The following is a 6000-nucleotide window of genomic DNA, read 5'->3' on the forward strand; positions in this document are numbered from 1 at the left end:
GTACCCGACGATTTTCGCACGACTTTTCGCTGCTCGACGGTGATTCGTGCACCTTGTGCCACCGATATTTCCGACCCGCCGTCCGGTAAGCCCGTTCACAAGACCTTCGTCGTTGACCGTTGCTCGCAGGAGGAGGTGAGCGCGACGATCAACGGACTATCGTGAGCCGGTGGACGGCGTTCGGTTCGGAGTGCTTGGGCCGCTGCTCGTCACGCACGAGGGGCGGGACGTCCGCGTTCCCGCAGGCCAGCCGCAACAGGTCCTGGTGGTGCTGCTCCTGCACGCCGGTCAGACCGTCAGCGTCGACCACCTCATGTCGACCCTCTGGGACGGTGATCCGCCCGCCAGCGCGCGCAAGGCCGTGCAGGTGCACGTCTCGCAGCTCAGGAGGGCGTTGAAGGACCTTCCCGGCGTGTCGCTGGAGTGGTCGCGCCAGGGCTACCGGCTCGACATCCCCGAACTGTCCCTCGACCTGCGGCTCTTCCGGGAAGCGCGGGACCCGGACGAGGCGCTGGGGTACTGGCGCGGGCCGGCGCTCGCCGAGCTGACCACGAACACCCAGCTCGCGAACCAGCTGGAGGAGGAACGGCTCGCGGCCGTCGAGCGCCGGGCCGACAAGGCGATCAGGGAAGGCCGGCACCACGAGATCATCGGCGAGCTGACCGGGTACGTCACGCAGCACCCGACCAGGGAACGGCTGCGGGGCGCGTTGATGGTCGCCCTGCACCGCGGCGGGCGGCAGGCGGACGCGCTCAGGACGTACGACGAGGGCCGCCGCCTGCTCGCCGAGGAGCTCGGGCTCGATCCCGGCCAGGAGCTGCGGGACCTGCACGCCGCGATCCTGCGGGGCGACCTCCCCGCGGTGCCGCGCGAACTGCCGGCGAAACCCGACCCGTTCGTGGGCCGCGGCGCGGAGATCGCGCTGATCACGGGCTCGGCCGAGACGGTGGTCGCCGTGCACGGACCGGGTGGGCAGGGCAAGAGCGCGCTCGCCACCGCCGCCGCGCACGCGATGGCCGAACGTTTCCCGGACGGACAGTTGTACGCCGACCTGCACGGTGCCACGCCGGGCCGGTCGCCGCTCTCCCCCGCCGAGGTGATCAGGCGGTTCCTGCGTGCTCTCGGCACTCCACCGCTGGCCGTTCCCGCGGACGTCTCCGAGGCGGCCGCGCTCTACCGGTCGACGCTCGCCAGGCGGAAGGTGCTGGTGCTGCTCGACAACGCGGTGGACGCGGCGCAGGTCGGCCCGCTGCTGCCCGGCGAACCGGGTTCCACCGTGCTGGTCACCAGCCGCCGGATGCTGGCGACGCTGAGCGCCCGGCACGTCCGGCTCGACCCGTTGCCCGAGGCCGACGCGCTGCGGTTGCTGGGGGACGACAGCGAGGCGGCCAGGCAGGTCGCCCGGGCCTGCGACCACCTGCCGCTGGCGCTCACGATCGCGGCCGCGCGGCTGCGGTCGCGCCCGGACTGGACGACCGGGACGCTGGCGAGACGGCTCGCGGACCAGCGCCATCGGCTGGACGAGCTGCACTTCGACGACCTCGGTGTGCGGTCGAGCTTCCAGCTGGGCTTCGAGGGCCTCAACGCCGACTCGACCAGGGCGTTCGTCCTGTTGTGCTGCCTCAACGTGCCCACGGTGGCCGGGCCGGTGGTCCAGGCGCTGCTCGGGCAGGACGACGTCGACCGCGTGCTGGACCCGCTGGTGGACGCCAGGCTCGTGGAACCGTGCGGGCCGGAGCGGTACCGGGTGCACGACCTGCTGCGGTTGTTCGGCGCCGAGCACGTGCACGACGAGAAGCAGGAGGCGCTCACCCGTGCGCTCACGCACTACCGCGCCACGCTCGCCGCGGCTCTGAAGAGGCTGCGGCCACACGCTTACGGCGCGCTCACGTACTCCGCGAGCGAGCAGGACATCGGCGAACCGTTGCGGTGGCTGAACGACGAGGCCGAGAACCTGCTGGCGGCGGCACGTTCCACTGTGGACTCGCCCGCGCTGGCCGAGCACGGGCTGGCCATCGCGCACATGCTCTACCCGCACCTGTTCAAGCAGGACAGGGTCGCGGACCTGGTCGAGCTGGGTCAGATCGCGGACCAGGCCGCACGCACCCTCGGCACGTCGTCCGCGTTGCAGACGGCGCTGCTGGTGCGGTCGGCCGCGAACCGCCGGATCGGTTCGTTCGAGATCGCCCTGGCCCAGCTGGAGGAAGTGCTGCAGGCGCGGGCCGGCGACCCGTTCGGGCAGGGGCGTGCGCTGTCCGGCATCGGCACGATCCAGCGCGAACTGGGCGAGCTGGAGCAGGCCGCGCCGACCCTGGCACGGGCGATCGAGCTCATGTCGGAGCACGGACCCGCCGGCGCGCAGAGGGTTCCGCTGTCCGCACTGGCCCAGGTGCACCAGGTCGCCGGAAGGTACGAAGAAGCGCTCGACGCCGCCGTGCTGAGTCTGGAGCTCGCCCGGGAGCACGAGGACGAGGCGGGAACGGCGTACGCCCTGGCCTCGCAGGGACAGGCGCTGTTCCGGCTCGGCAGGCTGACGGAGGCCGAGGCCGCGCTGGGCGAGTGCATCGAGCTGTGCCGGGTCACGGGCGAGCACAACGACGAGTGGCAGGCACTGCTGTGCCGCGCGGAAGTGCTGCTGGCCGCGGGAAGGCCCGAGCAGGCCGCCGCGGACGCCGGACGCTGCCTGGAGATCACCGCGGCCCGCGGCGACCGGTACGGCGAGGGCGTCGCCCGCCTGGTGCTCGCCGGGGCCGGGCGGGAAGAGCACGCTGACCGGGCGGCCGAACTGCTCGGCACACCCGGTCTGCGCAGGGACAACCTCTTGGACAGCCTGATCGGCTGATCAGCCGCAGTGCTCGAAAGCGCTGGTGTAGCTGGAGGTGCCGACCATGCCGCCCCACTTGACGCACTTGCCGGGCGCCTTCTTCTTCACGGGGCCGGCGTAGTAGCCGTACTCGTCGCGGTCGGTCGTGCGGGCCTCACCCTGCACCTCGAGGAACGCGCCGACGTCGGACGCCGTGCCGAGCTTGGTGGTCTTGATGGTGACCACGCAGTTGTAGCCGTTGGAGGCGTTGTACAGCAGGGAGACCCGCGCACCGGTCACGTTAGCGCCGTCGATGACCTTGTAGCCGTCGCCGCACGCCTCTTCCGGCGTGTACGGGTTGGTGGTGCCACCGCCGCCGTCGCACTTGTTCTTCGACTTGTAGTTCTGGGTGCCGTAGTACAGGATCGTCGTCCCGGAGAACTTGATCTTCTGCGGTGAGCCGTTCAGCAGCTGTTCGAAGTGCAGGTGGGCGCCGGTCGAGCCGCCGGTGTTGCCGACGTTGCCGATGGTCTGCCCCTGCGAGACGCTCTGGCCGACCGACACCCGCTGCGCGGAGAGGTGGGCGTAGCGCGTGGTCCAGCCGCTGCCGTGGTCGATCTCGATCCAGCGGCCGTAGCTCGTGCTGCCCTCGTTGCGGACCTTGCTGACCTTGCCCGCGGCGGAAGCCACGACCGCGTCGCCCTCGTCCGCGCTGCGGTTCAGGTCGATCGCCAGCTGCGGGCTGTGGTTGGTCCTGGTCTGCCCCGACCACGTCTGCCCGCACGGGAACGGCAGCTCGAAGTTGGTGGCGGCGCTGGCCTGCGGGCCACCGAGCACCAGCACACCCAGACCGATCGCGAGACCGGCGACCCCTGAGATCATTCTCTTGACGTTCATCGTTTTCCCCTTGTCGTCCGAAGGTCCGGCGGACCTTCGTGCACGGCGTGTCGTGAGTGTTGAGTTCGTGGTCCGCTGTCAGCAGCGGATGCTCGTGCGAGCCGACGGTTCGCTGGAGCCCCAGCGGATGTTGCCGACGGCGTGGGTGCACACGTTCAGCGTGTTCGTGCCCGAGGACCAGTTGTCGGCCTTCTTGCCGTGGCACTGCAGGCCTTCGAGCGAGTAGGGCGCGCTGGAACCGGTGGCGACCGAGACGCAGACGTCCCAGTTGGAGTGCGAGGAGCGGAAGCCCTCCCACACGTAGACGTAGGCCCAGTTCTTGTTGCAGCCCTTGAACTGCTTGACCGAGCCGATGGTGGTGCCGCCGCTCTTGATGTAGGCGGTGGAACCGATCGGCGTCACCGGGCCACACCCCGGCGCCGACTCGGCCTGCGCGGGCGAGGTGAGCCCGAGCATCGCGCCACCGACGATCACGGCTGCCCCGAGCGTGCTGGCGATCTTGCTGAACATGCTTCTCCCTCAACGGTTCTGCGGTGGTGGTGCGAAGAGCGGTCAGTCGGTGATGTAGCCGGTCACGGCGCGCCCCCTCAGCAAGCGCTCGACGCGAGACGGGCGGTGCGGTGCACGCCGTTCTCGTCTGTGCGGGGCGTTCCCGCCGCGACGAAGCCGACGTGGTCGCCGTCCGTGCACATGGGCGTGGTGTCCGCGGCCGTGGCGACCTGGGCTGTCGGCTTCATGGCGCTGACACTGCCGACGGGCGCTCACAGCGACCTGACAGCTACACCCCGTCAGATGTCAGCGAGGTGTCAGAAGGCCACGTCAGCGAGCGGTGCGCGATCGGTCAGCGGGAGTCGCCACAGTGGCGCCATGACGTGGTTGCGCAAGCCCTGGGTGGGCCCGTTGGTGTTCGTGGTGGTGGCGTTCGTGGCGTTCTCGCTGCCGCCGTACCTGACCGGTGATCGTCTGCAAGCACGCGTGCAGTCGGACTGGGGACCGCACTACCCCCTGCTCGTCGTGCACGTCGTCTGCGCGTCGATCGCCATCATCACGTGCGTGGTGCAGATCTGGCCGTGGTTCCGCGGCCGTTTTCCCGTGTGGCACCGTCGCATCGGCCGTGTCTACGTGTTCGCCGGTGTGCTGCCGTCCGGGCTGTCCGGTCTGGTCATCGGCTGGATGACGCCGTTCGGACCGGTCGCCCAGGTGAGCAACGTGCTGCTGGCGGTGCTGTGGCTGGCCTTCACGTGGCTGGCGTGGCGCGCGGCGAGGCAGCGCCGGTTCCGCGACCACCGCAAGTGGATGATCCGCAGCTTCGTGCTGACCGTCTCGATCATCACCAACCGGATCTGGGGCGTCGTCGCGTTCCTCGCGTTCGCCGACCGCGTGCCGGAGGCGGAGCTGCCGAACACGATCGCCGGGATCACGACGTGGGCCGGGTGGACGATCCCGCTGCTGGCCTCGCAGTGGTGGTTGGAGCGCAAGCCGCGCCGGCGTGCCGTGGCCGAGCCGCGCGAGGCCGTCGGCGTGTGACCCGACCCGAGCGGGCTGACAAGGGGTTATGTGGCGACTACGGTCGGCAGTCATGAGGCTACTGCTCGCTGTCCTGATGATGGTCGTCCTCGCCCCGGTCGCGTCCGCCGCCCCGGCCACCCCCACGGCACGCTGCGAGTTCATCCCGACGCCGGACAACCCGGCCGCCCGCCCGGTCCAGCCGCCCAAGTCCGTCGTGCCGGCTCGCGGCACCGTGAAGGTCACCATCGTGACGAACTACGGCGTGGTGATCGCGAACCTCGACCGCGCCAACGCCCCGTGCGGCGTGGAGAACTTCGCCCACCTGGCGCGGAGCTGGTTCTACACGATGTCGCAGTGCTGGCGCCTGACCGACACCGCGCGCCTGGGCGTGCTGCAGTGCGGTGACATCTACCGCGCCGAGGAGGGCGGGCCCGGCTACCGGTTCGCCGACGAGGTGACGGGCGAGGAGACCTATCCGCGCGGCACCATCGCGTACGGGAACCAGGGCCCCGGCACGAACGGCAGCGAGTTCTTCATCGTGCACTCGTTCGCCAACATCAAGCCGCTCTACACCGTGATGGGTCACGTCATCTACGGCATGGACACGCTGGACCGCATCGTGGACGCCGGGATCGTGCCGCAGCCGGACGGCACGCTCGACGGCCTGCCGAAGAAGCCGGTGAGGATTCTGCACGTGCTCGCCCACTAGTTGCTCATTTTCCGAGTGGTGGGGCGGGGGGTGTTAATGGGGCCCCAGGGGGTTGTCCTGGGGGGGGGGCACGAGGGGGAGG

Annotated in this window: 6 protein-coding genes; 3 read left to right on the top strand and 3 right to left on the bottom strand. The window is 70.2% G+C overall.

Annotated features, from left to right (window positions below):
- Nucleotides 1-169: 169 nt before the first annotated feature.
- Nucleotides 170-2842 carry an AfsR/SARP family transcriptional regulator gene (locus ORI60_RS17120; protein WP_266038350.1) on the top strand — a complete coding sequence of 891 codons (2673 nt, stop codon included), beginning with the start codon at nucleotides 170-172 and terminating at the stop codon, nucleotides 2840-2842.
- On the opposite strand, the gene ORI60_RS17125 is transcribed toward ORI60_RS17120, so the two are convergent.
- From ORI60_RS17125 to ORI60_RS17135, 3 genes are all read right to left on the bottom strand, one after another.
- Nucleotides 2843-3700, bottom strand: a complete 858-nt coding sequence (locus ORI60_RS17125; RefSeq protein WP_266038352.1) for a M23 family metallopeptidase — start codon at nucleotides 3698-3700, stop codon at nucleotides 2843-2845.
- Nucleotides 3701-3778: 78 nt separating this feature from the next.
- Entirely contained in the window at nucleotides 3779-4210 is a 432-nt protein-coding gene (locus ORI60_RS17130; RefSeq protein ID WP_266038354.1) for a hypothetical protein, read from the bottom strand.
- 77 nt (nucleotides 4211-4287) lie between these two features.
- Nucleotides 4288-4437: a hypothetical protein gene (locus tag ORI60_RS17135; RefSeq protein WP_266038356.1), complete on the bottom strand. Its 150-nt coding sequence runs from the start codon at nucleotides 4435-4437 to the stop codon at nucleotides 4288-4290.
- Between the two features lie 130 nt (nucleotides 4438-4567).
- Here ORI60_RS17135 and ORI60_RS17140 point away from each other — a divergent pair, with 130 nt between their 5' ends.
- Both ORI60_RS17140 and ORI60_RS17145 read left to right on the top strand, forming a co-directional pair.
- Nucleotides 4568-5227 (top strand): DUF2306 domain-containing protein, encoded by a 660-nt coding sequence (locus ORI60_RS17140; protein ID WP_266038357.1) that lies wholly within the window; start codon nucleotides 4568-4570, stop codon nucleotides 5225-5227.
- Between the two features lie 52 nt (nucleotides 5228-5279).
- Complete coding sequence (locus tag ORI60_RS17145; RefSeq protein ID WP_266038358.1) at nucleotides 5280-5918, top strand: peptidylprolyl isomerase; 639 nt, start codon at nucleotides 5280-5282, stop codon at nucleotides 5916-5918.
- Nucleotides 5919-6000 lie beyond the last annotated feature (82 nt).

Source organism: Lentzea sp. NEAU-D7, from assembly GCF_026242055.1.
Lineage (GTDB): Bacteria > Actinomycetota > Actinomycetes > Mycobacteriales > Pseudonocardiaceae > Lentzea.

Bases quoted from the DNA above. Each gene is read 5' to 3' on its own strand.
- ORI60_RS17125 (WP_266038352.1), bottom strand. From the start codon at position 3,700: ATGAACGTCAAGAGAATGATCTCAGGGGTCGCCGGTCTCGCGATCGGT.
- ORI60_RS17130 (WP_266038354.1), bottom strand. From the start codon at position 4,210: ATGTTCAGCAAGATCGCCAGCACGCTCGGGGCAGCCGTGATCGTCGGT.
- ORI60_RS17135 (WP_266038356.1), bottom strand. From the start codon at position 4,437: ATGAAGCCGACAGCCCAGGTCGCCACGGCCGCGGACACCACGCCCATG.
- ORI60_RS17140 (WP_266038357.1), top strand. From the start codon at position 4,568: ATGACGTGGTTGCGCAAGCCCTGGGTGGGCCCGTTGGTGTTCGTGGTG.
- ORI60_RS17145 (WP_266038358.1), top strand. From the start codon at position 5,280: ATGAGGCTACTGCTCGCTGTCCTGATGATGGTCGTCCTCGCCCCGGTC.